At 64.1% G+C, this 24,518-nt stretch carries 22 protein-coding genes; 17 read left to right on the forward strand and 5 right to left on the reverse strand.

Features of this window, described 5'->3' with window-relative positions:
* The first annotated feature begins 55 nt into the window (after positions 1 to 55).
* Positions 56 to 1,042 carry a LysR family transcriptional regulator gene (locus tag KZJ38_RS33855; protein ID WP_219801372.1) on the forward strand — a complete coding sequence of 329 codons (987 nt, stop codon included), beginning with the start codon at positions 56 to 58 and terminating at the stop codon, positions 1,040 to 1,042.
* 25 nt (positions 1,043 to 1,067) lie between these two features.
* Positions 1,068 to 2,330 carry a YbfB/YjiJ family MFS transporter gene (locus tag KZJ38_RS33860; RefSeq protein WP_219801373.1) on the forward strand — a complete coding sequence of 421 codons (1,263 nt, stop codon included), beginning with the start codon at positions 1,068 to 1,070 and terminating at the stop codon, positions 2,328 to 2,330.
* A 76-nt stretch (positions 2,331 to 2,406) separates the two neighbouring features.
* Here the strand turns inward: KZJ38_RS33860 and KZJ38_RS33865 are convergent, their stop codons facing one another.
* Positions 2,407 to 3,207 (reverse strand): N-acyl homoserine lactonase family protein, encoded by an 801-nt coding sequence (locus tag KZJ38_RS33865; RefSeq protein ID WP_219801374.1) that lies wholly within the window; start codon positions 3,205 to 3,207, stop codon positions 2,407 to 2,409.
* Positions 3,208 to 3,428: 221 nt separating this feature from the next.
* Between KZJ38_RS33865 and KZJ38_RS33870 the strand changes: the two genes are divergently transcribed.
* The 4 genes from KZJ38_RS33870 (at position 3,429) to KZJ38_RS33885 (ending at position 7,991) form a co-directional block, all read left to right on the forward strand.
* Entirely contained in the window at positions 3,429 to 4,334 is a 906-nt protein-coding gene (locus KZJ38_RS33870; protein WP_219801375.1) for a LysR family transcriptional regulator, read from the forward strand.
* Positions 4,335 to 4,471: 137 nt separating this feature from the next.
* The gene (locus KZJ38_RS33875; protein ID WP_219801376.1) at positions 4,472 to 5,662 is read left to right on the forward strand and encodes a CaiB/BaiF CoA transferase family protein; all 1,191 of its coding nucleotides are present in this window, start codon (positions 4,472 to 4,474) and stop codon (positions 5,660 to 5,662) included.
* Between the two features lie 11 nt (positions 5,663 to 5,673).
* On the forward strand, positions 5,674 to 6,639 hold the full coding sequence (locus KZJ38_RS33880; RefSeq protein ID WP_219801377.1) for a hydroxymethylglutaryl-CoA lyase: 966 nt from the start codon (positions 5,674 to 5,676) through the stop codon (positions 6,637 to 6,639).
* A gap of 38 nt (positions 6,640 to 6,677) precedes the next feature.
* Positions 6,678 to 7,991: an MFS transporter gene (locus tag KZJ38_RS33885; RefSeq protein WP_219801378.1), complete on the forward strand. Its 1,314-nt coding sequence runs from the start codon at positions 6,678 to 6,680 to the stop codon at positions 7,989 to 7,991.
* A gap of 47 nt (positions 7,992 to 8,038) precedes the next feature.
* On the opposite strand, the gene KZJ38_RS33890 is transcribed toward KZJ38_RS33885, so the two are convergent.
* On the reverse strand, positions 8,039 to 8,728 hold the full coding sequence (locus KZJ38_RS33890; protein WP_219801379.1) for an MBL fold metallo-hydrolase: 690 nt from the start codon (positions 8,726 to 8,728) through the stop codon (positions 8,039 to 8,041).
* Positions 8,655 to 9,416 (reverse strand): GntR family transcriptional regulator, encoded by a 762-nt coding sequence (locus tag KZJ38_RS33895; protein ID WP_219801380.1) that lies wholly within the window; start codon positions 9,414 to 9,416, stop codon positions 8,655 to 8,657. Before KZJ38_RS33895 ends, KZJ38_RS33890 begins: the two co-directional genes overlap by 74 nt.
* 226 nt (positions 9,417 to 9,642) lie before the next feature.
* Here KZJ38_RS33895 and KZJ38_RS33900 point away from each other — a divergent pair, with 226 nt between their 5' ends.
* From KZJ38_RS33900 to KZJ38_RS33935, 8 genes are all read left to right on the forward strand, one after another.
* On the forward strand, positions 9,643 to 10,440 hold the full coding sequence (locus KZJ38_RS33900) for an alpha/beta fold hydrolase (protein ID WP_219801381.1): 798 nt from the start codon (positions 9,643 to 9,645) through the stop codon (positions 10,438 to 10,440).
* 24 nt (positions 10,441 to 10,464) lie between these two features.
* On the forward strand, positions 10,465 to 11,223 hold the full coding sequence (locus tag KZJ38_RS33905; protein WP_219801382.1) for an SDR family NAD(P)-dependent oxidoreductase: 759 nt from the start codon (positions 10,465 to 10,467) through the stop codon (positions 11,221 to 11,223).
* 16 nt (positions 11,224 to 11,239) lie between these two features.
* The gene (locus tag KZJ38_RS33910) at positions 11,240 to 12,766 is read left to right on the forward strand and encodes a sugar ABC transporter ATP-binding protein (protein WP_219801383.1); all 1,527 of its coding nucleotides are present in this window, start codon (positions 11,240 to 11,242) and stop codon (positions 12,764 to 12,766) included.
* The gene (locus tag KZJ38_RS33915; protein ID WP_219801384.1) at positions 12,763 to 13,785 is read left to right on the forward strand and encodes an ABC transporter permease; all 1,023 of its coding nucleotides are present in this window, start codon (positions 12,763 to 12,765) and stop codon (positions 13,783 to 13,785) included. The genes KZJ38_RS33910 and KZJ38_RS33915 overlap by 4 nt, the downstream gene beginning before the upstream one ends.
* Positions 13,782 to 14,828, forward strand: a complete 1,047-nt coding sequence (locus KZJ38_RS33920; RefSeq protein ID WP_219801385.1) for an ABC transporter permease — start codon at positions 13,782 to 13,784, stop codon at positions 14,826 to 14,828. The genes KZJ38_RS33915 and KZJ38_RS33920 overlap by 4 nt, the downstream gene beginning before the upstream one ends.
* A gap of 46 nt (positions 14,829 to 14,874) precedes the next feature.
* Entirely contained in the window at positions 14,875 to 16,098 is a 1,224-nt protein-coding gene (locus KZJ38_RS33925) for a sugar ABC transporter substrate-binding protein (protein ID WP_219801386.1), read from the forward strand.
* A 115-nt stretch (positions 16,099 to 16,213) separates the two neighbouring features.
* A complete protein-coding gene (locus KZJ38_RS33930; protein WP_246641908.1) occupies positions 16,214 to 17,095 on the forward strand; it encodes an amidohydrolase family protein in 882 nt (293 codons plus the stop codon).
* Between the two features lie 155 nt (positions 17,096 to 17,250).
* Positions 17,251 to 18,687 carry an alkaline phosphatase family protein gene (locus KZJ38_RS33935; RefSeq protein ID WP_219801388.1) on the forward strand — a complete coding sequence of 479 codons (1,437 nt, stop codon included), beginning with the start codon at positions 17,251 to 17,253 and terminating at the stop codon, positions 18,685 to 18,687.
* 76 nt (positions 18,688 to 18,763) lie between these two features.
* Here KZJ38_RS33935 and KZJ38_RS33940 read toward each other — a convergent pair whose 3' ends face one another.
* Positions 18,764 to 19,660 (reverse strand): LysR family transcriptional regulator, encoded by an 897-nt coding sequence (locus tag KZJ38_RS33940; protein ID WP_219801389.1) that lies wholly within the window; start codon positions 19,658 to 19,660, stop codon positions 18,764 to 18,766.
* Positions 19,661 to 19,850: 190 nt separating this feature from the next.
* Between KZJ38_RS33940 and KZJ38_RS33945 the strand changes: the two genes are divergently transcribed.
* Genes KZJ38_RS33945 through KZJ38_RS33955 form a run of 3 tightly spaced genes read left to right on the forward strand, consistent with a single transcriptional unit; the run spans position 19,851 to position 23,137 of the window.
* Positions 19,851 to 20,192 carry a DUF485 domain-containing protein gene (locus KZJ38_RS33945; RefSeq protein ID WP_219801390.1) on the forward strand — a complete coding sequence of 114 codons (342 nt, stop codon included), beginning with the start codon at positions 19,851 to 19,853 and terminating at the stop codon, positions 20,190 to 20,192.
* Positions 20,182 to 22,053, forward strand: a complete 1,872-nt coding sequence (locus KZJ38_RS33950) for a solute symporter family protein (protein ID WP_219801391.1) — start codon at positions 20,182 to 20,184, stop codon at positions 22,051 to 22,053. Before KZJ38_RS33945 ends, KZJ38_RS33950 begins: the two co-directional genes overlap by 11 nt.
* 43 nt (positions 22,054 to 22,096) lie before the next feature.
* Positions 22,097 to 23,137 (forward strand): carbon-nitrogen hydrolase family protein, encoded by a 1,041-nt coding sequence (locus KZJ38_RS33955; protein ID WP_219801392.1) that lies wholly within the window; start codon positions 22,097 to 22,099, stop codon positions 23,135 to 23,137.
* Positions 23,138 to 23,195: 58 nt separating this feature from the next.
* Here the strand turns inward: KZJ38_RS33955 and KZJ38_RS33960 are convergent, their stop codons facing one another.
* Entirely contained in the window at positions 23,196 to 24,341 is a 1,146-nt protein-coding gene (locus tag KZJ38_RS33960; protein WP_219801393.1) for a mandelate racemase/muconate lactonizing enzyme family protein, read from the reverse strand.
* Between the last annotated feature and the right edge of the window lie 177 nt (positions 24,342 to 24,518).

The following is a 24,518-nucleotide window of genomic DNA, read 5'->3' on the forward strand; positions in this document are numbered from 1 at the left end:
CCGGATCCGATTATCCGAATGTCGTCCTCGAGCCCTTGTCTTACCCCGCCAGAGTATGGATACATTCCGCAACATGAAGGCGTTTATTTCCCTGGTGGAAGCCGGGGGCTTCACAGCCGCCGCGCGGCACCTCGACACGACGGCCGGCTACGTGTCGAGATGCATCTCGGAACTCGAGGCGCATCTGCGCACGCGGCTCGTAAATCGCACGACGCGCCGGATCGCGTTAACCGAAGCCGGTTCGCGTTATCTAAGCCGTTGCTACGACATCATTGCGTCCGTCACCAACGCGGAAGCCGAGGCGTTGAGCGCACTCGCCAAGCCCGACGGCACACTGAAGATGCATTCGATGTCGAGCATCGGGCAGAACTACGTAGTGCCGGCAATTGCCACCTATCAGGACCTTTTCCCCGACGTGACAGTCGATCTCACGCTGTCGCAAAACGTCCCGGACCTTCTCGAAGAAGGGTATGACGTGGCGCTGCGCGTGTCGCCAGCCAGTCTGCCTGACTCGATCTATATCTCGCACAAAGTCGGCACAGTGCACAGCGTATTGTGTGCCGCACCCGCCTATATCGAACGTCACGGATATCCGTCGACCGTGGAGGAACTCGCCAGCCACACCTGTCTGCAGGTGGCCATGCCGATCTTTCCCGCTGACGAGTGGACGCTGACCGGCCCGGGCGGTACGTACAGCTTTGCGCTACCTGCGAAGCGCTTCCGCGTCAATGTTCCCGATGCGATGGCAGTCGCGTTGCACGACGGCATGGGCATTGGCGCATTGCCGACCTTGACCGTCCGGTCGGCGCTCCGTTCGGGCGCGCTCGTGAAAGTGCTGCCTGAGTATCGCCTCCAGGAACTCAACATCTATTTGTTGTACGCGTCCCGGCAGTACCTGGACGCAAAGATCAAGACGTGGATCGAGTTCTTCAGGACGTGGATTACCGCAGCGCTCGAGGAAGACGATGTCGCGCTCGAAAAATCGACGCCGTCGGATGCCGCGAAGCTCGCCGGAACAATTGCGACACGACTCCCCGTCTGAAAACTCAGGATACCCAGGAACCCGTATGCGACATGCAGCAGCCGGTACAACGATGACACCCGCGTTCAATGTCTGGTGGGGCGCCCTTGCGGGCGCGTGTTCGAGCCTCGTCGGCATCGGCCTCGCGCGGTTCGCCTACACGCCGCTGCTGCCCGCGATCATCGCCGCCCACTGGTTTCCGGCATCGACGGCGGCCTATCTCGCCGCCGCGAATCTCGGGGGTTATCTTGCGGGCGCGCTGTCGGGCGGATGGTTCGCGAGGCGCGCCGACTCGACGCTCGTGCTGCGGGCGATGATGCTTCTGGCGAGCGTCTCGTTCTTCGCCTGCTCCGTGCCGGTGTCCTTTTCGTGGTTCTTCGCCTGGCGCTTCGTATCGGGACTGTCAGGCGGCGCGTTGATGGTGCTGGCGGCACCGACGATTCTTTCTCACGTGTCCTCGTCGCGCCGCGGATTCGTCGGTGGAGCGATATTCAGCGGCATCGGTCTTGGTATCGCGGCATCGGGCACCATCGTGCCGGCGCTGCTGCGTGAAAGCCTCACTGAAACGTGGATCGGACTGGGCGTCTGCGGGCTGTTGCTGACCCTCGTGGCGTGGAATGGCTGGCCGAAGCCGCATGCGAACAGAAGCGCATCCACCACGTCTCCGGTCTCGGCACAGCGGCCGAAACACACCGCTTCCCGCCGGCGGTCGCACGCACGCGCCGCTACGCCTCTGACGCTGCGCGCGCTCTACATCGAGTATGCGTTGAATGCCGCGGGACTCGTTCCGCACATGATCTTCCTTGTGGATTTCGTCACGCGCGGGCTCGGTAAGGGGCTCGATGCGGGCGCGCAGTATTGGGTGATGTTTGGCCTGGGCGCGATCCTCGGCCCACTGATTACCGGGCATATCGCCGACCGCATCGGGTTCGGTCCCGCATTGCGCGGCGTCCTGGTGCTGCAGATCGTCAGCGTCGCGTTGCCCGCCTTCGCCCAGGGCCCGGTCGCGCTGATCGTCTCGAGCGTGCTCGTCGGCGCGGCCGTGCCCGGCATCGTGCCGCTCGTACTGGGCCGCCTGCACGAATTGCTGGCCCATCATCCGGCCGAGCAGAAGCGAGCATGGAGTACCGCCACGACCTACTTCGCAACGATGCAGGCGGCCGCGGCCTATGGCCTTTCGTACCTGTTCGGCCACGACGGCGGCAACTACCGGATTCTGTTTGTGATTGGGACCGCGGCGCTTGTTCTGGCGCTGGCAACCGATCTGTGCGCACTGCTGTTCGTTCGGTCGCAGACGCCGGTCGAATAGGCCACTGATAGACCACCCGTACACCACGAACGGGCGGCACCTTCCGCTAACGCATGAGCCGTCCGTCAGGCGGCTGTCAGCGAGGCGTAGCGTCGAGCCTCGCGATCCAGCCTTCGGTGTCGCGCTCATGGGCCGGAAAACGGCGCAGCACCTCCGGATCATGGCCCGGGATCACATGCGCTTCCGAATCGGCGAGTGCGTGAACCGCCGCATAGCCCTCGAGCATGTCGCCGACGTTGTAGACGATCGGATAGGGCCGCCCCTGCTCCATATTCGCGTACAGATGCGAAGCATCCGAGGCCAGCACGACCCAGCCGCGCGCGGTATGAACGCGCACGACCTGCAGCCCTCCGGTATGGCCGCCGACCCAGTGCACGCTCAGCCCCGGTGCGAGTTCCGATGCACCGTCGTGAAACTGAACGCGTCCTTCGAACACGCGATCGACCATCGCTTTCACATCGTCAACTTCGAAGGTGTGGCGCAACGCGCCATGACACATGCAGCGGCCCGTGCAGAACGACATTTCCCGATCCTGGATGTGGTATCGCGCGCGCGGAAACAGATTGCGGTTGCCGGCGTGGTCGTAATGCATGTGCGTGATGATCACATCCTCGACCTCGCCTGCCTGAATACCGATTTTCTTCAGACCGGTTTCGATCGGCGTCAGCACTTCGCGGCCGCGTTGCTTTGCCGTTTGCGCATCGAAGCCGGTATCGACGACGAATACGCGCGATTCTCCAACCACTGCCCAGACGAAGTAGTCGAGCGGCATCGGTTCGTCGTGTGGATCGCCGCCGATGAAATTCACGCTTGCAAGGCGGTCGTGATGAGCGTACTTGATCGCATAGACGCGATAGTTTTCAATCGGGCCTGACATGGGCACACGTCTCCTTTATTGCCGGCCGGTTGTCGCTTCGCGCGGCCTGCGATTGCTTGCTTGACTGGCCTGAGACGAACCTGCGATTCGTCACGACGAAGCCTGCTTAATCTTCATCCTACTATATCATTGACAGACAATCCGTCAATGACACAGCCTTACACCAGACACCCTGATGCGTCGCAAACGGATCCGGGTGCCACGATCGTTGCCCCGAGAACATGACAAGCCACACACAGTACGACCTCCAATCGCTGCGGCTTTTTATTGTCGTCTCCGAACTCGGCAGTCTGACGAAAGCCGCGGAGCGCGTGAACATGACGCTCTCGGCGGTCAGCAAGCGCATGGCGGAGCTCGAACGCAGCGTCGACTGCGGGCTGCTCGTCCGCTTGCCGCGCGGCATCGAACTGACGTCCGCGGGTAAGAGCCTGCTTGCGCATGCGCGTCACGTCGTCGATCGGGTGAACCGCATGGCCAACGAGATGAGCGATTACGCGATCGGCGTGCGCGGTCATGTCCGCATGTGGGCCAACACGTCGGCGGTCGTACAGTTCCTGCCGCACGATCTGCAGGTTTTCCTGTCAGGCAATCCAAGCGTAAAGATTTCGCTCGAAGAACGGCTGAGCGACGACATCGTTGCCGCCATCTCCAACAGCGACACTGATATCGGCATCTTCGCGGACAATGTTGCGGCGCCCGGCATCGACAAAGCCCCTTACCGGCAGGACAAGCTCGTGCTGCTGGTTCCGGACGGTCATCCACTGGCCGCGCTGACGCGCGTTGCGTTCGCCGATACGCTCGATTACGAGTTTGTGGGGCTCAACGAAGGCAGCTCGCTGCTCGCACGGTTGCTGGCCGCGGCGTTCAGCGAGCGGCGCACGCTCAAATTTCGCATTCAGGTCAGCAGCTTCGATGGAATCTGCCGCATGATCGAGCACGACCTCGGCATTGGCGTGTTGCCCGAAGCGGCCGTGCGCGCCGAAATTCTCGCCGCGGGTCTCAGGCCCGTGCCGCTTACCGACGCCTGGGCACAGCGAACGTTATGGATCGGTACACGTTCGCGCGACGCGCTTTCGCCCGAAGCCGCGCGCCTGTTCGATTTCATGTCCAGCGGTAAGCTTGCCTAACTGAGTACCCCGCCATCGCGAGCCGCAGCCCGCGACCCTTTCCAGGCCGGAAAGGGTCATGGAAAATTTATCGATTATGAGCTTGCGCGATTTGCCGCACAGTAGGTCTCATGAGACATGTTCCAAAGGAGACAAGCGTGGCAAAGCCGCTCGAGGGCATTCGCGTGCTCGAGATGGGACAGCTGATTGCCGGGCCGTTTGCGGGCAAGATGCTCGCCGAGTTCGGCGCTCACGTCGTGAAGCTCGAACCACCGGGCGACGGCGACCCTTTGCGCAAATGGCGCCTGTTGCATGCAGGCACGTCCGTCTGGTGGGCAGCGCAATCGCGCAACAAGGAATCCGTCACGCTCGATCTGCGCACGCCCGAAGCTCAGGACGTGGTGCGTAGACTCGCGGCGCAATGCGATGTCCTGATCGAAAACTTCCGCCCCGGCACGCTTGAAGGCTGGGGCCTCGGCTGGGACGAGCTGCATGCGCTCAATCCCCGTCTCATCATGTTGCGCGTGTCGGGCTACGGACAGACCGGCCCGTACCGCGACCGGCCCGGATTCGGCGTAGTCGCGGAAGCGATGGGCGGATTGCGGCACCTGAGCGGCGAGCCGGAGCGCACACCCGTGCGCGTGGGCGTTTCCATCGGCGATACGCTGTCCGCGCTGCATGGCGTGATCGGCGTGCTGCTCGCGCTGCGCCATCGCGAGCAGAACGGCGGCGCCGGCCAGATGGTCGACGTCGCGCTCTATGAGTCCGTCTTCAACATGATGGAAAGCCTGTTGCCCGAATACGCGGTATTCGGCGCCGTGCGTCAGCCCGCGGGTAGCAGCCTGCCGGGCATTGCGCCGTCGAATGCGTATCGTTGCCGCGACGGCAAATACGCACTGATTGCCGGAAACGGCGACAGTATTTTTCGGCGTCTGATGAGCCTGATCGGGCGCATCGATCTGGCGGACGACCCGGCGCTCGCGCATAACGACGGCCGCGTGCAGCAGGTCGGCCGCATCGACGCCGCGATCGCCGGATGGACGAGTCGGCAGCCGCTCGAAGACGTCCTCGCGGCACTCAACGAAGCGCGCATTCCCGCAGGCAAGATCTACGACATCGCGGACATCGCGAGCGACCCTCACTACCGCGCGCGCGACATGATTCTCGACGCGCGGCTTCCCGACGGCACACCCGTCCAGCTTCCGGGCATCGTGCCGAAACTGAGCGAGACGCCCGGCACGGTTCGCGCGGCCGCGCCCGCGCTCGGTCAGCACACGGACGAAGTGCTGGAGCGCCTCGGCATCGATACGGCGACGCGCGAGTCGTGGCGCACGCGCGGCATTATCTGAAGGAGTCCGGCATGAGCAGCAAGCGCATCTACATACAGGAAGTCGCCACGCGCGACGGATTCCAGAACGAGGCGCGTTTTGTCGATACCGATGCGAAGGTCGCATTGATCGACCGGCTCAGCGCCTGCGGCTACGCGAAGATCGAAGCGACTTCGTTCACGTCACCCAAAGCGATTCCCGCATTGCGCGATGCCGAGGCCGTCATGCACCGCATCGCGCGGCGCAAGGACGTCGTCTATACCGTGCTTGTTCCGAATGTGCGCGGCGCGGAGCGCGCGCTGTCGTGCGGCGTCGACGAGGTCAATCTCGTCATGTCGGTCAGCGAAAGCCATAACCGCGCGAATCTGCGCATGAGCCGCGAGCAGTCGTTCGTGCAGCTCAGCGACGTGATCCGCGTGGTCGGGCAAACGGATGTGGCGATCAACGTGTCGCTGTCGACGGCGCTGGGCTGCCCGATGGAAGGCGATATCGAACCGACGCAAGTGCTCGGCTGGATGCAGCGCTTTGCCGACCTCGGCGTGCAGGGCGTGACGCTTTGCGACACGACCGGCATGGCCTATCCTTCGCAGGTCGGTGCGCTGTGCCGCGCCGCTCGCGAGCGCTTCGCGTCGCTCGAACTCACGCTGCACTTTCATAACACGCGCGGCATGGCACTCGCCAACACGCTCGCGGCGCTCGCCGCGGGCATCGACCGCTTCGACGCATCGCTCGGCGGCCTCGGCGGTTGCCCATACGCACCGGGCGCGACAGGCAACGTCTGCACTGAAGAGCTCGTGCACATGCTCGAACTGGAAGGCTACGACACGGGCGTCGATCTCGCCGCCGTGCTCGACGCGTCCGCACTGCTTCCGGAACTGATCGGCCACGATGTGCCGAGCCAGCTGCTCAAGGCCGGACGAAGGCTGGACCTGCACGCGCCGCCGTGCGTCGGCGCCGACGGTTTGCCCACGCAGAACGCGCTCGCTCAGACCACCTGAACCTGCAACCGACAGCGATTCCAAAACAGGAGACACGCATGACCGCGATCGAATCCCGAACGATGCGCAAGATCTTGCGCCGCTACGTGCCGCTGCTCACCGTCTGCTTCGTGGTCGCGTTTCTCGACCGGGTCAATGTCGGTTTCGCGGCGCTGACGATGAACCGCGATCTCGGCTTGAGCGCCTCGGCATTCGGCCTCGCGGCCGGACTGTTTTTTCTCAGCTACTTCGTTTTCGAAGTGCCGTCGAACATGCTGCTCGAACGCGTCGGCGCACGGCGCTGGATCGCGCGGATCATGTTCACGTGGGGACTGTGTTCGGGCGCCACCGCGCTCGTGCAAGGCCCCCATTCCTTTTACGCCGTGCGGGTGCTGCTCGGCGCCGCCGAGGCAGGGTTCTTCCCCGGCGTCGTGTTCTATCTTTCGCTGTGGGTTCCAACCGCCTATCGTGCGCGCGTCATCGGAACGTTTATGGCTGCGATGCCGATTGCGAGCGTCGTCGGCTCGCCTGTCTCGGGCTATCTGATGAGTCTGCACGGCTGGCTCGGACTTTCCAGCTGGCAGGTCATGTTCCTGATCGAGGCGATTCCGTCGTTGCTGCTTGCCGTCGTCGTATGGCGCGTGTTGCGCGATTCGCCCAGGCAGGCTGAATGGCTCGACGACGACGAGCGCGCATGGCTCGAGACGACACTCGCGGCAGAACGCGCGAGCCGTCCGCCGGCCGTCGCACACGGGATGCGCAAGCTGCTGACGCATCCGGTCATTCTGTTGACCGCGCTCGCCTATTTCGGCATGACCGGCTTCAACTACGGCTTGAGCTTCTTCCTGCCGCAGATCGTGCACGCGTTCAATCTCAACCTCCAGCAGACCGGCATGGTGAGCGCATTGCCCTTCGTGGCTGGAGCGGTCGGCATGATTCTGTGGGGACGGCACTCGGATCGCACCGGCGAGCGGCGCGTGCATCTGCTGTTGCCGCTCGCGCTCGCGGTCATTGGACTCGCGGGATCGACACTGGTCGCGACGCCGGCCGCCAAGTTGGTGTTGCTCTGCGTGTCGAGCTTCGGCGTGTTCTCGGCGGTGCCTGTGTTCTGGACCGTGATGCCGCGCCTGCTAGGACCGGCCACGGCCGCCGCGGGCATCGCGCTCATCAACTCGCTCGGGAATCTGTCCGGGTTCGTCGATCCGTACGCGGTCGGGCTGATCAAGGATGTGACGGGCACTTTCAACGGCGGCCTGCAACTGATTGCGTCGCTCGGCGTGCTCGCGTTCGTCATCCTTCTTTTCGTGACGGGCCGCATGGACGGCGCGGCCGCATCGTCGCGCGTCGGACCACTGGAAGCGAACACGCCGTGAGCGGTGCGCAGGCTATTGATAGCCCGCGCACGCCATGCGCGCTGAGGCTAACGCACCAGCAGCTCGAACGGCGCGGGATCTTCCCAGATAAAGTTGCCGTCCGGCTGCCGGATCAGCTCGGGAAAATGGCCGGGCACGATGCGATCGGCACGTTCGAGAATGCGCTGGATCGTGCGCGTGCCGACCTCGACTTCGTCAAACGCCATGTCGCAGCGTTTGAGGATCGCTTCCTTTGCGTATTTGATCGCGTCGCCCGCAACGATCACGCGGCCGCGGTCGGCGGTCTCGAGTTCGAGGCCATAGCAACCGGGCGTATGGCCCGGCGCCGGGAAGAAATTCACGCCGGCGTCGAGTTGCCCTTCCCCGGTCAGAAACTCGACCTTCGACTTCGACAGTTGCTCGCGGATTCCCCACGGCAAAAGCTGATCGTGCGGATGCGGGTGCGCCGCATATTCCCATTCGCGTTCGCTGACCACGAAGCGCGCATGCGCAAACAGGTCGACGTTATGTGCATGATCGAAATGCAGATGCGACAGAAATACCGTGCCGATATCGGCCGGCGCGATGCCGCGATCGGCGAGCGCCTTCAGCAGCCCGAGCCGCGATATGTAGCCGCCGGTATCGAACAGGATCAGGCCGTTCTTGCCGCGAATCAGCGTGACATTAGCGATGCCGAGGAAGTCGTTTTTCAGGCGCAGGTTGTTTCCCTGCACGAGAATCTCGTAGGTCGGTTTCATCCGGTCTCCGTTCCGGCTGGGAGGGCGCCATAAACGACGCACTGGTGCGATGCGCGCGCCGGAATGCGTCAAGCGGCGGCACGATATGGTCGACGGCGAGTTCGACAAAACCCTCACGGTCGCCGCTGCGCAATTGCTCGATCATCGTCGCGTGATGTTCGCGCGAGTGCGTGAGCAGCTGCGGATCGCCGACGCCATACCAGCGGATGCCGGTCGTCTCGACCCACAACTTTTCGATCGTTTCAGCGAGATACTGGTTCGGGCAGGTCGCCCAGATGCGCCGGTGAAATGCGTCGTTGAGCACGTTCACCTGCAGCAGATTGCCCGCATCGAGTTCGCGGCAATACTCGGCGTGGATCGCCTCGATTTCCGCGAGCGCCTCGGGTTGCGCGGGCATGGGAATGCGCAAGGCCGCTTCGCGCTGCAGAATCATGCGGACCTCGTAAATCTGCTCGACCTGGGCCAACGAGAAGTCGCGCACGATCACGCCGCGATTGGGCCGCCGCGTGACGAGGCCCATTCCTTCGAGTTGCACGAGCGCTGCGCGCAGCACGTGGCGCGACACCCCGAACTGCGCGCTGATCTCCTCTTCGACGAGCCGCTGATGCGGCCGCAGACGGCCAATGATGATGTCCGTCTTGATGCCCTCGACCAGTTGCGCTGCCTGTGTGTCCGTCCGTGTAACCAAGCCCTCTCCCTCGCATCGTTGTTGTGCGCGCGCCGCCGCGCTTGCGGCAAACCCGCTTACAGCCATATGACGCGCATTCTACCGATCTACATGGTTGACAGTATTGGCGTTTACCTTGAGAACAATTGAATTGACAAAATTGTCGACAAAATCGAGACTCGGTCTCCGTCGCCTTCCAGCCAAGGCGGAGAGCAATCGAACAACGCAATAAAAAGGATGCGCAGACATGCTTCGAACGGCCGACACCAACGGCATCCAGACGCGCTTCTCGTTGACGGGCCCAGCCAGCGCCCCGGTTGTCGTGCTGAGTCACGGACTGGCCGCGGACCTGACGATGTGGCATCCGCAAATCGAAGCGCTCTCGCGCTCGTTCACCGTGATCGCCTATGACATCCGCGGGCACGGCGGATCGGGCGCGACACCGGGCGACTATTCCCTCGCGCTGCTCGCGCATGACGTGCTTGCGCTGCTCGACGCGCTCGACATCGATAGGGCTCATTACGTCGGCCTCTCGCTCGGCGGGATGATCGGCCAGCAGTTCGGCGCCGCGCACGGCGAGCGCCTCGCGAGCCTCACGCTGTGCGCGACGACAAGCGACGCACCGAAAGCGTCCTGGCAGGCACGTATCGTCGAAGCGAGGCAAATCGGTGTGCCGCCGCTCGTCGAAGCAACCGTCGACCGCTGGGTCACGCCCGCCTTCAAGCAGGCGCACCCGGAACTCATGGCGCAGATGCGCGCGATGGTGCTCGGCACCTCGCTCGACGGCTATCTCGGCTGCGCCGCGGCCATTCGCGACATGACGATTGCCGAAGGGCTCAGCCGCATCGTGGCGCCGACGCTCGTGATTGCCGGCGCCGCGGACACGTCGACGCCATTGCCCGTGCTCGAGCGCATTGCCGGTTCGATTCGCGGCGCCGAGTTGCAAACCATTCCAGACGCAGCCCACATGCCGACGATGGAGCGCCCGGATCTGTGCAACCCGCTGCTCGAACGCTTCCTGCTTGCGCACTCGCGCGGCCAGTAACCCTCTTTAGTCAGGAGTCCAACCATGTCAGGCCGTCTCTCCGGAAAACGCATCGTCATCACGGGCGCCATCGGCAATATCGGCAAGGAAGCCGTGCGCAGCTTCATCGCGGAAGGGGCGCGTGTCGTGATCGGCGATATCGATGAAAACGCCGGGCGCGCAGTTGTCGCGGAGTTCGGCGGCGCGACGCATTTCGTCAAGGTCGATGTGAGTAGCGAAGCGAGCGTCGCGAATCTGATTGCGCAAGGCGTCGAATGGCTCGGCGGTCTCGACGTGCTCGCGCAGAACGCGGGCCTGCAGCGCTCGGGGCCGATCGCGGACTTCAGCCAGACCGATTGGGACGCGCTCTTCGCGGTCAACGCGCGCGCCCATTTCTTCGGCGCGAAACACGCCGTTGCCCATCTGAAGCGCTCGGGCAAAGGTTCGATCATCAATATGTCGTCGCTGGCCGGCAAGCGCGGCGGGCCCGGCCTCGTCGCCTACTCGGCGTCCAAGGGCGCCGTGATCGCGTTCACGACGGCGCTCGCGATGGAACTCGCGCCCGACGCGATCCGCGTCAATGCAATTTGCCCCGGCTGGGTCGACACCGCGTTCAATCAGCCCGCGATCGACTTCATGGGCGGCGCAAACGCACAGCAGCAGAAAATCGCCGCGCTGGTGCCGCTCGGCCGTCAGGCGCGCGCCGACGAAATCGCGCCGCTCTTCGTCTATCTCGCGTCGGACGAGTCCGCTTACGTGACCGCGCAATCGTTCGGCATCGACGGCGGTGTCTACAATGGCTGACGCGCTCGCGCGGTCCATGCCTGCCCCATCCGCGGGCGGGGCGCCGAAGATTCTCGACATCCGCGGCATCGCGAAGTCGTATGGCGCAACGGTCGCCGTGCGACGTGTCTCGTTCGACATCGAACCCGGCGAGATCCATGCGCTGCTCGGCGAAAACGGCGCCGGCAAATCGACCATCGTCAAGGTGCTGTCGGGCATCGTCGCGCCGGACACCGGTGCGCTCACGCTCGACGGCCGTCCGTATGCGCCGGCCGATCCGATGGCCGCGCGCGCGGCAGGCGTTTCGACCGCGTTTCAGGAACTGAGCCTGCTGCCGAATCTGAGCGTTGCCGAAAACCTGATGCTGCCGCGTCAGGCGAAAGGCGCGGCGGGCCTCGTGTCGGTTGCGCGAAGCCGCGAGCGCGCCGCCGCGATGCTCGCCGCGTACGGCCTTGCGCATATCCATCCCGGCGTCCAGGTGCACGCGCTGTCGCTGGCCGAAAAGCAGCGCATCGAAATCATGCGCGCGGTCGCGCGCGAGCCGCGGCTCCTCGTGCTCGACGAGCCGACGGCGGCGCTCGCCGAGCCGCAATGGCTATTCGACATCCTGGAGCGCCTCACGGCAGCCGGCACCGGTGTGCTGTACATCTCGCACAGGCTTTCCGAAGTGCGCCGCCTCTGCCGCCGCGGCACCGTGCTGCGCAATGGCGAAAGCATCGAAACCGTGTCGCTTGCGGGCATCGAAGACGCCGGCATCTTCCAGATGATGGTGGGCTCGGCGGCACGCGGCGCGCATGGGGCGCGCAGCACGCCCAAAGCGTCGCAACAGCCGGAAGCGTTTAGCGTAAGGCACCTCGCCGGCGGCACGGTCGAAGACATCACGCTCAGCGTCGGCAAGGGTGAAATCGTGGGCGTGGCGGCCCTCGAAGGGCAAGGCCAGCGCGATCTTTTCCGGATGCTGGCCGGCCTCGCCCCGGTGCGAAGCGGCGAAATCCGTGTCGACGGCGAGCGCGTGCGCCTCGCGAGCCCTGCCGCCGCCGCGCAAGCCGGTATCGGCTTCGTACCCGAGGAGCGCAAGACCGAAGGCGTGTTTCTCGGCCTGCGCACCGACACCAACATGACGCTACCGGTACTCGGGCGGCTCGGCCGCTTCGGCGTAATCAATCGCGCGCGCGAAAAGGCAGCCGTCGACCGCGAAGCCGGCCGCGTCGATCTCGCGAGCCGCTATCTGAAGCTAAAGATCGGCGCGCTCTCCGGCGGCAACCAGCAGAAAGCGCTGATCGGCCGCGTGCTGATGTCGGGCGCGCGTTATCTGGTGCTGTTCGATCCGACTCGTGGCGTCGACGTCGGCACCAAGGCGGTGATCTACGACCTGATCCGCAACTTCGTCGCGCAAGGCGGCGCGGCACTCGTCTATTCGACCGAACTGGCTGAACTCATTCATCTCGTCGACCGCTGCGTCGTGGTCTACGGCGGACGCGTGGCCGGCGAGGCGGCCGGCGAGCATCTCTCCGAAGCGCGGCTCGTCGCGCTCGCGGCGGGACAAGGAGCGAACATCCGATGAACCACCGGCCCTCTTCTTCTGCGTCTTCGCCCCACGCGGGCGGAACGTCGCGCCCGCAGCCGTGGTACCGGCGCGCACTCGGCGACGGTACTACGGTCATCATCGCGATCCTCGCGGTGCTGACCGCGATCTTCGCGGCCACGCAATCCGACGCGCTGAGCCCATCGGTGCTGACCGACATTCTCAACAACAGCCTGCCGCTCGCGCTTGCCGCGGCCGGCGGCACGCTCGTCGTCCTGACGCGCGGCTTCGATCTCTCGGTGGCCGGTGTCGTGTCGCTGACCAATGTGCTGGTCGCCGTGCACGGCGGCAGCGGCCCCTGGGGCGCGCTGCAAGGCGCCGCGATCGCGGTCGCCGCAGGCGCGGCAGTCGGCGCGATCAACGGCTATCTGGTCGCGTACTGGAACCTGCAGTCGATCGCGCTGACGCTCGCGACGATGATCGTCTGCTCGGGCGTCACGCTGCTGATTCTCGATGCGCCGGGCGGCGACGTGTCGGACTTCATGACGTACACGATGACCGATCGCATCGGCGGCGCCGTCCCGGTCGCGCTGGCGATCGCAGTCGCTGTCTTCGCGTTGTGGCGCGTGTTGCGGCGTACCGACTGGGGTGTGGGCCTCTATGGCACCGGCGCCGACGAATCGGCCGCGCTGCTCGCCGGTGTGCCGGTCAGGCGCGTCAAGCTCGTCGCCTACGTGCTCGCGGGCGTCTGCTATGGGCTCGCCGGCTTCATGCTGACCGCGTTGACGTCGACCGGCACGCCGAACGCCGGCGATCCCTACCTGCTGCTCGTGTTCGCGGCGATCGCGCTCGGCGGCACGTCGTTCGCGGGCGGCCGCGGCGGCGTGGCCGGCTCGATGCTCGGCGCACTGACGCTCACGTTGTTGCAGAAGGTGCTGTTTTCGACCGGCGTGTCGTCGTTCTACACCGGCATTTTCCAGGGCGTGGTGATGATCGCCGCGGTCGTGGTCGCCGTATTTTTTGCACGCGTCGCCACGCGCGGGGAGGCTCACGCATGACGCAAACGCCTTTGACCGGCGGCCGGCCCGCCGACACACGCGACGGCGATCGCACCACGGGTGTCCTCGCGCGGCTCGATCGCGACGTGCGCACAGCAATCGCCTTGTTCGCGATCTCGTTCGCGCTGATTGCCGCGTCGCGCGCGCTCGGCCCGAATTTCGGCAGCCTCGCGCAGATGAAAGCGATTCTGGTGATCTCGAGCTTCCTGATGGTGGTCGCATTCGGCCAGCAGATGGTGATCCTGCTCGGCGGCCTCGATCTGAGCGTCGCGTCGATGATGACGTTAGGCGGCGTGCTCGCATTCAAGTGGATCGGCGGATCGGATGCGGCCGTAGTGTGGGGCGTGCCCGCTATTCTGCTAATCACTGCGGCGCTCGGCGCCCTGAGCGGCATAGGCGTCAGCATGGTGAAGATTCCGCCGTTCATCATGACGCTGGCGATGGGCGTGATCCTCTACGGCGTCACGCTCGGCTTCACGCAAGGCACGCCGACCGGGCAACCGTCCGCGGCGCTGTCGGCGCTGTTCGCGAACACGTCTGCCGGCACGCCGATTCTCTATCTGATGGTGGTGGCGACCGCGGCCGGCTGCTTCCTGCAGATGCGCACGGGCTTCGGCCGCAAGCTCTATGCGCTCGGCACGAACCCGACGGCCGCCTATGTCGCCGCGCTGCCCGTGCATCGGCTGACGATCGGCGCCTATGCGATCAGCGGCGCGAGCGCGGGACTCGCCGGCATCCTGATGCTCGGCTACGTGCGCGGCGTCACGCTCACGCTCGGCCAGAGCTACCTGCTGCCGTCGGTGGCGGCCGTCGTGATCGGCGGCACCTCGATTGTCGGCGGCCGCGGACTGTATCTCGGCGCGGCGGCCGGCGCCATCCTGCTCACCACGCTATCGACCATCGTCGCCTCGCTCGGCATCGCGCAGGGCTGGCGCACGATCGTCTACGGCGTCGTGATCTTTGTTGCGCTCGTGCTGTTGCGCGACGACCTCGCCACGCTCTTCAAACGCAGTGGCATCGCCTCAAAAGCAAAACAGTCCTGAAACAACCCTGAAGACTGGGACATCCTAAAAGACATACGGAGGAAACATGACAGTCCGCTTCGCCCTCGCACAATGCGCCGCCGCGCTCACCGCCGTCGCGGCGCTTGCCGGCACCGCCGCGCACGCGCAGACGCCGCCGAAGAAGTACAAGGTCTATCTGAGCATGAGCTACAGCGGCAACGGCTATCAGACCGAGACGTCGAACCTGATCAAGGCGCTAGCGGCGACGCCTCCGTACGACAAGCTCGTCGAGCTGAAAACGGTGATTTCCGGCACCGACGTGCAGGCTCAGGCAGCGGCGTATCAAAGCATGGTGTCGGCCGGAGCCGACGCGATCATCACCTTCCCGATTTCATCGACGGGCCTGAACCGCGCGATTCACGAAGCGTGCGAAAAACACGTACTGGTGTACACGTACAGCGGCACCGTGACCGAACCTTGCGCGCGCACGGTCAGCTACATCACGGCGGGCTTTGCGCAAAACACCGCGCAGTGGCTCGTCAACAAGCTGAACGGCAAGGGCAACGTGTTTATCGATCGCGGTGTGGCCGGCAATTCGGTCGACAAGATGAACTACGACGGCGCGATGAGCGTGTTCAAAAAATATCCGAACATCAAGGTCGTCGCCGAGTACTACGGCATGTGGAATAGCCAGACCACGCAGCAGGAAACCGCCAAGGCGCTTGCCGCGCATCCCGATGTCGACGCGATCTTCGGCGAGAACGGCGAGGACGGCATCGTCGCGGCGATGCTCGCCAGTGGTCAGAAGAAGCTCGTGCCCGTGACGGGCGAAAATACCAACGGCTTCCGGCTAGCCCTCGCCAACGCCGACCTCCGCAAGCGCGGGCTCGACGGCATATCGTCCGGCGATCCGATCAACGTATCGGGCTATGCGTTCAAGCTCATGATGGAAGAGCTGACCGGCAAGCGCAAAGTGACCGTGCACAACATCGAATACCCGTTGCCGTGGGTACCGGCCGACAAGGTTAAGGTCTGCACCGGCGACTCGTTCGTCAACGGTTGCAACGCGTTCCCGTCGACGAAGGTGCCCGACTCGTTCAACACCGAAGTGTTCGATCCGGTGCTGACGCCCGAGTTGTCGCTGAATTCCGCGCTGCACGGCACGCCGACGCCGGGCGCGACGATTCAGCCGCTGCCGGCGAATGTCGTGAAGGAGGCGCCGAACGTGCCGGGTGTGAACTGCCAGCACTGCGAAGCGCCGGCGGATCTGTTCAAGCTGACGAAGGTATCGGCAACGGTCAAGCCTTGAGCGTCGCGTGAACCACCGTCAGCGGGCCGGGCGCGGCTTTCCGGAGCCGCGCCCGGCCCGCTTGTGAAGCACCCCATTTCCTGTATTTCCCTCGTCGTTCATGGAGGCCGCTCCTGTGAGCATCCCCGTCTGCGCTCCCGCACGCCCGCTATCGCGTGCGCCGCAAAAACGGCTGCCGGCCGGCACCGTCGATTGCCATTTCCACGTATTCGGACCCGAGCATGCGTGGCCCTACGCGCCGGGCCGCAGCTATACGCCGCCCGACGCGACGCTCGCGGATTACGAAGCGCTCGCCGACAGCTTCGGCATTGCGCGCTCGGTCATCATCCAGCCGAGCCCGTACGGCATGGATAACCGGCGCAGTCTGCAGGCGATCGCGGACAGCCGTCTGCCGATGCGCGCGGTGCTGGTGGTCGAGCCCGGCGTTAGCGATAACGATCTTGCCGAATTCCATCGGCTCGGCGCGCGCGGCGTGCGTCTGAATCTGCTGTTCGGCGCGGGCCTCGCGCTCGAGACCGCGCAAACGCTCGCGCGGCGGATTCAAGGATTCGGCTGGCATCTGCAATTTCTCGCCGACGTCTCGACGCTTGCGGGGCTGACCGGCTTCGTCGAACGCCTCGGCGTGCCTGCCGTGTTCGATCACCTCGGCCATGTGCCCACACACAAGGGTATTCGCGATGTGGGTTTCCAGAATCTGCTCGCGCTGGTTCGCGACGGACTCGCATGGGTCAAGCTGTCCGGTACGTATCGCAGCACCGGGCTGCACGCGACGCCTTATGTCGATACTCGACCGTTTATCGATGCGCTGATCGAGGCCAACCCGCGGCAACTGGTTTGGGGTACCGACTGGCCGCATCCGGCAATTCCGGTGCCGATGCCCGACGATGCGGACCTCGTCGATCAGTTCGACGAATGGGTCGACGATCCGGCAGTGCGACAGTCGATCTTCGTCGACAACCCGGAGCGGCTGTACGGCTTCGACCCATACCACCAATAAACAGAAGTAAAGGCCCAGCCGGTCAAAAGCAGGTTGAACCTCGCGACACGAATAGCGTGAGGGTGCTGTGTGTTAACGCCGATGCATTGCATGCGGCACGTCACCACACATCACCCACGTTTGCGGATCGCACCCGCAAACACGCGAGGGATCTCATGGCCAGGAGTCTAGAAAGAATCAGGCACGTCGTTGTTGTCATGTTCGAGAATCGTTCTCTCGATACGATGCTCGGCTGGCTCTATCCGGATGGCGATTTGCCGCAACGCGTGTTGCCCCGCGGCAGTTCGCCGGCTTTCGACGGCCTGCGCGCCGATTTCTCGAATCCGTCTCGCTCGGGAAAACGGATCTTCGTCACAGGTTCCGTGTCGAATACCGGCGTGCCGGACCCCGATCCGCAGGAAACCTTCTTCAACGTCGACGCGCAGATATTCGGACCACGAGACGGCATTACGCCGCCGCTGCCGCCGATGCAAGGCTTCGTACTCAACTACCAGACGACGCCGACGCGCGACCCGAGCCAGGTCATGCAAGCCCATAGCCCGATACAGGTGCCGGTGCTGTCGTCGCTGGCTCGCTCATATGCAGTGAGCGATGCGTGGTTTGCCTCGGTACCGAGCCAGACCTGGCCGAATCGCGCGTTCGCGCACGCAGGCACATCGAACGGTCACGTCAACAACGAAACCTTTACGCGAAACCCCGGAACCCGAGGCTTGCCCGATCCGTTTGAGTGGAATATGAGGACCATCTTCAATGTGCTCGAAGATGCCGATGTTCCGTGGGCCATCTATCACAACACGACCGTGATTCCGTCGCTCACGCGCACCATGTTTCCGCAGTTATGGCTCGAATCGCTGTCGCCGCGCTTCAAGCGTTTTTCCGCATTCGTCGACGCATGTGCGACGGGTTCGTTGCCGGCGTACTCGTTTATCGAGCCGAGTTTCCTGATCGAACCGACCGATCAGCATCCGCCACACGACGTGAGCGCCGGCGACTACTTTCTCTACCGCATATGGAAGGCAGTCAGCACGTCGCCCGCATGGCGCGAGACGCTGCTGCTTATCACGTTCGACGAGCATGGCGGCACCTTCGATCACGTGTTGCCGCCCGCCAACGCGACGCCACCCGATGCTGCGAACCCACGCGGCGACGACGGGTTCGGCTTCGACCGCTTCGGCATACGCGTACCGGCCGTGCTGGTATCGCCATATATCGCGCGAGGCACGGTGTTCCGCTCGCCGAGTTCCACGCCTTACGATCACACTTCGATTCTCGCGACACTGCGCGACTGGCTCGAAATTCCTTCGGCGCGGATGCTGACGAGCGCGCGGATCGCGCAGGCGCCGACGCTCGCGCAGGTTCTGACGCTTGAAACACCGCGTGACGACCTGCCCGATATTTTCGCGCCGTCCGACGTGTTCGAGCATCCTTCGCTAAGCAAACCGATCAACGATCTGCAGATGAGCCTCGTGACCGGCAGCGCGCGGCGCTTCGGACTCGATCCCAAGGTGATCGGCTCCCTGATGAATACGCGCGCGGATGCCGTGCGGTTCTTCAACGGCATGGCAAGGCAACACAAGCCCGACGGCACGTGACACAGCGGTTGCCGTCGACCGGGTTTGGGCCTACCTCACCTACCGCCGGCACTACCCGGCTCATCACCGACACGGATCACTCCAACGGGTAGTCGCGCGCCATGATTTCGGTGAGAAACGACGCGACTGCCGCGATACGCGGCACCCGGCGCAAATATTGATGAGAACTCATCCATACGTCGCGCGTCACCTCCAGCCGTTTCAGCGGAATCAGCGCAAGACCGAACCGCTCGGCCCGCGCAAACTCCGGCAGCATGACGATCCCCGCCCCCGCCGCGGCCGCAAACATCTGCGCGATCATGCTGGTCGAGTGGAACGCGATGGGCGGCTCGGCGATTGCATCGTCGAGCCAGCGAACCGCGTCCAGTTGAATCAGGTCGTCGACGTAGCCGACGAAGCGATGCGCTCGCAATTCGTCGATCGTTCGAGGCGTGCCGAACGCCGCAAGGTAATCGGGATGGGCATACAGGTGCAGCGCAAAGCGCCCGATATGTTCGATGTCCAGATTGACGCCGCGCGGCTCGAAAAAGCCGAGGAAAAGATCGGCTTCACGGTGCGAGATGCGCACGTCCGTCGCGGACGTCACCAGTTCCACCGTCAGGCCCGGATGGCGTTGCTTTAGTTTGACGAACTGTTCGCTCAGATAAAGCGACGCAATCCCCTCCATTGTTGCGATGCGCACATGACCGGCGTGCCCCGGTAGTGCCCCGTTCATCAGATCGCCGAGCGTCAGCACATTGGCCTCGACGGCTTCGACGTGAGCCAGCATCTCGCGCCCCTGTGCATTGAGCCGGTATCCCTGCCGGTCGCGTTCGAATACCGGCGTCTCGAGCGCGAATTCAAGCGCCGAAATGCGCCGGCCGACTGTGGCGTGATCCATGCCGAGCAAACGCCCGGCCTTCGAGAGATTGCCGGCGCGGGATACGGCGAGGAAGACGCGCAAGTCGTCCCAGCTCAGGCGGTTCATGTTCATGGCAGCGTGGGTGCGGTTTTCATCGCGCTATTCTCGCCGTGCAATTTTGCACATGCCATAGATTGTTTTCCGTTTCGTGCGGAAAGGTAGCTTTCATAGACTTCGGATCACCAGCCGGAGTTTCGCGCTTGCATCCCCCTGTACTCGCCCCGGCCGGTCGACTACCTGACACTACCTGACGGAGACACCGATGGCCGAAAGCGACACGGACTGGGAGGCAATGCTCGCAAGCGAGCGTTTCAAACGGCTGGCACGCCGACGGCGCAACACGGTCGTCGTCCTTGGACTGGTTTCCGCGCTTTACTATTTTTCCATTCCCGCGCTGATCGCCTGGGCGCCGGACATCTTCCGCATCAGACTCGCCGCAGGCATCAATCTGGGCACCGCGTTCGCGGTCTCGCAGTATCCGTTCGGTGGGCTGATCGTCTACGTTTTCATGCGCCGCACCGCGGCGATCGATCGCGCCGCGGCCGGTCTTGCCGAGCGGCCGAACTCCGGCGTCGCGCTCGCGGAGGAACATCATGCGTACTAGCCTGCGTGCCGCATGCGCGACGGCCTGCCTTGCCGCGACAATGCCCGCTTATGCCGCAGGCGTCGACGCAGCCGCGGTCAGCCATCCCGCGTTGACCTATGCCGTGTTCGGTCTCGTCATCATGTCGACGCTATTGATCACATGGTTCGCATCCCGCAGCAACCGTACCGCGGGCGACTTCTATACCGCGGGCGGCAGCATCGGGCCGGCGAAAAACGGGCTCGCCATTGCCGGCGATTATCTGTCGGCAGCGGCCTTTCTCGGCGCGTCCGGACTCATCGCGCTCTATGGCTTCGACGGGATGATCTATCTGGTCGGATTCTTTGCCGCGTTCATCCCGGTGCTGCTCTTTATCGCCGAGCCGTGCCGCAATCTGGGGCGCTACACGATCGGCGATGTGCTCGTCGCCCGCAACAGCTTCCGCTCGACCAAAGCGGTATCCGCGGTGTCGAGTGTAGTCGTCGCGCTGGCTTACATGATTCCGCAGATCGTCGGCGGCGCGGTCATCGTGCGCGCGCTCGTCGGCATCGACTACAACGTCTCGGTTTGCGGGGTCGGCGGCCTGATGCTCGTGTATGTCGCGTGCGGCGGCATGAAAGCAACCACCTGGGTGCAGGTCATCAAGGCTGTGCTGCTGATCGGCACGTCGTTCGTGCTTGTCGTGCTCGCGTGGCTGCCATTCGGCTTTCGCGTCCCTGCTTTCATGGATGCCGTGGTGCACAGCCCGTTCGTGCAGGCCCATGTCGCGTCGATGGCGGCGGCAGGAGGACTGACCGGCGACGAACTCGGTTGGCGCTTTCTCGAGCCCGGCCTGTATCTGAACAAGCCACTCGAACTGCTTTCGCTCGGGCTCGCACTCGTGCTCGGTACCGCGGCGATGCCGCACATCCTGATGCGCCTGTTTACCGTGAAGGACGCGAAAGCCGCACGGCAGTCCGTGATGTGGGCGATGCTCGGCATCGGCGTGTGCCACCTGTCGATCGTCGCGATCGGTTTTGCGGCCGCCTATTTCGTGGGCGCGCCGCTGATCGCATCGCTCGACAAAGGCGGCAATCTCGCGGCGCCGCTGCTTGCCCAGGCGCTGACCGGCGGACGCGGCAGCGTGGGCGGCGACCTGATGCTCGCCTTTATTGCCGCGGTCGCATTCGCCACCATCGTCGCCGTGGTGGCCGGGCTGACACTGGCCGCCGCGTCGTCGCTCGCGCACGACGTCTACGTCGGCGCGCTGAAGAGCGGGCGCGCGACGGATCGGCAACAGGTAATGGCAGCGCGCGTGGCCACGCTCGCGGTCGGCGCGGTCGCCATCGGTGTCAGCATCCTCGAGCGCGGCCAGAACGTCGCGCAGCTCGTCGGGCTCGGCTACGCGGTCGCCGCGTCGGCCAATCTCCCCGCCCTCGTGCTGACGCTGTACTGGAAGCGAACGACGACGCAAGGCGTACTGGTCGGGATTGTCGGCGGGACGCTCGCCGCGATCGCCCTCGTGCTCGTTTCGCCGAACATGACTTATCCGGCGATGGCGCGGGCACAGGCACTGCAACAGGTAGCCGACATCGACAGACAACTGACCGCCGGCCCGCCCGCGACCGCGACTGCTACCGCGAACCGGCAGCATTTGCTGGCGAGCCGCAGCGCGGCGCAAGCGGCCGCCGATGCCATTCCCGCCGACGCCACGAGCCTCGTCGGACTCAGAGCGCCCCTTATCAGTTTGCGCAATCCGGGAATCATCTCGATTCCTGTCGGCTTCTTCCTCGTCGTCCTTGTTTCGCTGCTCACGCGCGATGCCACGGCACGCAAGCGTTGGGCGGAACTCGTGGTGCGCCGCGAGACCGGTTACGGCGCCGTTTCCGCAGTCGATCACTAATACAACTTAACGAGTCAAACACAACTTAACGAGTCAAACCATCATGTCCTATCTTCCTGTCGTCAAAGTTGCTGCGGTCCACGCGGCCCCTGTATTCCTGAACAAGCGTGCAACGGTTGCCAAGGCGGTTTCGCTGATTCGCGAAGCGAGCCGCAACGGTGCGCAGCTCGTCGCATTTCCCGAATCGTTCATTCCGGCGTTTCCGGTGTGGGCGTCGCTATGGGCGCCGATCGACAATCACGATCTGTTCGAACGGTTCGCAGCAGAGAGCCTCTATGCGGACGGCAGCGAACTCGCGGAGATCGCCGCCGAAGCGGAACGCAGCGGCGTGTTCGTTTCGATGGGCTTCAGCGAGCGTTCGCGTGCGAGCGTCGGCTGCCTGTGGAATTCCAATGTGCTGATCGACGATCGCGGCGAAGTGCTGAACCACCACCGCAAACTGGTGCCGACGTTCTATGAAAAGCTCGTGTGGGCGGCCGGCGACGGCGCCGGTCTGCAGGTTGCCGATACGCGCATCGGCCGGATCGGCGGACTGATCTGCGGCGAAAACACCAACCCGCTCGCCCGCTATACGCTGATGGCGCAGGGCGAGCAGATTCACATTTCGAGCTGGCCCGCGCTGTGGCCGACGCGCCGCCCGGTCAGCGGCGGCAACTTCGACAACGTTTCCGCCAACCGGCTGCGCGCCGGCGCCCATTCGTTCGAAGCGAAGGCATTCGGCATTATCTGCGCAGGCTATATGGATGCCGGTATGCGCGACTTTCTCGTGGCGCGAGACCCCGCGGCGGCGGCCGTGCTCGACGGTTCGTCGCGCGCCATGACGATGTTCGTCGACCCGACCGGCGCCCCGGTCGGCGAGGCGTTGAGCGATGAAGAAGGTATCGCGTATGCGCAATTCGATCTGAACCGCTGTGTCGAACCGAAGCAGTTCCACGATGTGGTCGGCTATTACAACCGCTTCGACGTGTTTTCACTGACGGTCGATCGTGAGCGGCATGAACCGGTGTCGTGGCGCACATCGAGCCGCGCTGCCGTACAGCAGCCCGCGCAGCCCGTTCCCGAAGCGGTGCTGGTCGACGCCTGAACCGCCGCGATGGCGAGGCCGGACGCGAGTCCGCCTCGCTGTTGCGCGATCCGCATCGTTAACCTCTGAACTCCTGATGATTCACGAGCCACCCGGATGCTTCGTTCAGATTCGGCAATACACCCAATCCCGGCGTATCCGGTAGTGCAAACGTTCCATTCTCGACTCGCGGAAATGGCGTCGCCAACGCTTCGCGCAACGGATTTTCCATTACATCGTGTTCGAGCAGCCCATCGCCGCCCGCTGCGGCGAGCAGATGCGCCGATGCGAGCAAACCGATGCCACTACCGAGCCAGTGCGGGCAGTAGGTCAGTCCTCGAGCGACGGCGTGACGTCCGACCGCGAGGCACCCGGTCACACCGCCCCATTTCAGCAGATCGGGCTGCACGACCCGATGACTTGCCTGATTGATCAACGATGAAAACGCCGCGAATCCCGACACATTCTCGCCACCGGCAATCGGCGTGCGGGAAATCATCGCGAGTTCGGCCCACTCGTCAGCGGAACTGTTTGCGGGAATGGGCTCTTCCACCCATCCGAGATTGAATTCGGCGAGGCGCGGCAAAGCGCGCCGCGCCTGCGTCATATCCCAGCCCTGATTAACGTCGACCATCAGGCGTTCGCCCCGGCGGAGTTCCCTCTGAAGGCCTTTAAGGACTTCGATGTCTTTGTCGAGGCCAAAGCCGATCTTGACCTTGAATGCGCTAAAGCCGTTCTCTCTCGCGCGCTGCACGGTCCCAACTGCCGAGTCCGGATTGAGTCCGCTCGCGTAAGCCGGCACGCGGTTCCGGTTCGCCGGTGCGCCCAGCAAGCGGCCAAGGGGCAGCGCCGCACGCCGTGCCTGAAGATCCCACAATGCCAGATCGAGACCTGCAATGCAGGCCGCAATCGGACCATACTCACCGCTCTGGATCGTCCAGCGCCGTGTTTTTTCCGTCAGCGTATGCCACGCATGGGCGGCATCGTCATACTCCGCGGCAAACGCCGCGGGGGCGACGACGGTCTCCATCAGGCGCAGCTTGTTGTCCGCCGAGAACGGCGGGAAATTGCACCAGATTTCGCCCCATCCGTACGCGCCCTCCGTATCTTCGACGCGTAGTAAAAGCACTGAACGCCGGGGGATCGAACCAAACGAAGTTTTCACTGCCTCGGCGACTTCCGCGCGGAACAGCCAGGTCTCGATACGTGCAATCTCGATGGACATGTAAAGCGATCCTTCGTCTCTTGATGGGCGTAGTCGCTTGTTTCAACCGTTGGCTTTCGAACGGGAACGCGCCTCGCGCGTGCGATTCAATGAATGGTACTTGCGGCAGTCGCGAATGACGAATGCCGATATTTGATGATTCCGATCTCAAACCGGGATGATGTCCGCTACGACCGG

Source organism: Paraburkholderia edwinii (assembly GCF_019428685.1).
GTDB lineage: Bacteria > Pseudomonadota > Gammaproteobacteria > Burkholderiales > Burkholderiaceae > Paraburkholderia > Paraburkholderia edwinii.